The sequence below is a fragment of the Nocardia sp. NPDC059228 genome (genome assembly GCF_042754245.1).
Lineage (GTDB): Bacteria > Actinomycetota > Actinomycetes > Mycobacteriales > Mycobacteriaceae > Nocardia.
Genome location: NZ_JBHZAL010000125.1, coordinates 1 through 1,285 on the forward strand (window position 1 = coordinate 1; position 1,285 = coordinate 1,285).

The following is a 1,285-nucleotide window of genomic DNA, read 5'->3' on the forward strand; positions in this document are numbered from 1 at the left end:
GTCGTCGCCGCTCCTGCCCAGCATGTCGGCGAAGAGCACCACGCCGATCACGAAGGAGGCGGCCGCCAGCAGCGTGCCGAGTACATGTCCCACCCGGTCGAGCCGTCGCCCGCCGCACAGCAGAAGACCTGCTCCGAGCAGGGGCGCCGCGATGAGCAGCGCAATCAGATTCTCCACGATTCAGCGACCCCTCAGAGCTTCATCAGGCTGGCGTCGTCGACCGAGGCCGAGTGGCGCGAACGGAACAGCGACACGATGATCGCGAGCCCGACGACGACCTCCGCGGCGGCGACGACCATCGTGAAGAAGGCGATGATCTGGCCGTCCAGATTGCCGTGCATCCGGGAGAAGGTGACGAACGCGAGGTTGCAGGCGTTGAGCATCAGCTCGACGCACATGAAGACGACGATCGCATTGCGCCGGATCAGCACTCCGACCGCACCGATGGTGAACAGCAGGGCGGCGAGATACAGGTAGTTGACCGTGTTCATTTGGTGACGCCCTCCTCGCGGTCCTCGCGGCCCCGCAGCTCCTCGCGGCCGAGGCGCTCCGTCGAACGCTGTTCCAGCGCCCTGAGATCGGCGATGGCCTCACCGGAGACGTCCCGGATCTGGCCGCGGTCCTTGAGCGTCTGGCTGACGGTCAGCTCGGACGTGGTGCCGTCGGGCAGCAGTCCGGCGATGTCCACCGCGTTGTGCCTGGCGTAGACGCCGGGTGCGGGCAGCGGCGGCAGGTGCTTGCTGCGGATCCGCTGCTCGGACATCTCGCGCTGGGTCAGGGCCCGTTCGGTGCGCTCGCGGTGCGTGAGCACCATCGCGCCGACCGAGGCCGTGATCAGCAGGGCGCCGGTGATCTCGAAGGCGAACACGTACTTGGTGAAGATGAGGGCGGCGAGGCCCTCGACGTTGCCCCCGGCGTTGGCGACGCCGAGTCCGGTGGAGGCCGTCAGCGACGCGTTGCCGATACCGGCGATCAGCAGGACGCCGAAGCCGAGCCCGCAGAGGGCGGCCCACCAGCGCTGGCCCTTGATCGTCTCCGTGAGGGAGTCGGCGGCGGTGACGCCGACGAGCATGACCACGAAGAGGAACAGCATCATGATCGCGCCTGTGTAGACGACGATCTGCACGATGCCGAGGAAATAAGCCCCGTTGGCCAGGTAGAAGACCGCCAGGATGATCATGGTCCCGGCGAGACAGAGCGCGCTGTGCACGGCCCGCCTCATCAGGATGGTGCAGAGCGCGCCGATCACGGCGACGGTGCCGAGGATCCAGAACTGGACGGCTTC

2 protein-coding genes are annotated in these 1,285 nt (G+C 67.4%); both read right to left on the reverse strand.

Annotated elements, in window-relative coordinates; translation table 11 throughout:
• Window positions 1-191: 191 nt before the first annotated feature.
• Entirely contained in the window at window positions 192-491 is a 300-nt protein-coding gene (gene nuoK, locus ACFXKA_RS42900; RefSeq protein WP_078075618.1) for an NADH-quinone oxidoreductase subunit NuoK, read from the reverse strand.
• Window positions 488-1,285, reverse strand: a 798-nt coding sequence (locus ACFXKA_RS42905) for an NADH-quinone oxidoreductase subunit J (RefSeq protein WP_379431892.1), incomplete at its 5' end; no start/stop codon positions are given. The genes nuoK and ACFXKA_RS42905, both read right to left, overlap by 4 nt.

Excerpts from the sequence above, each read along its gene's own strand:
- nuoK (WP_078075618.1), bottom strand. The coding sequence starts at position 491 with ATGAACACGGTCAACTACCTGTATCTCGCCGCCCTGCTGTTCACCATC.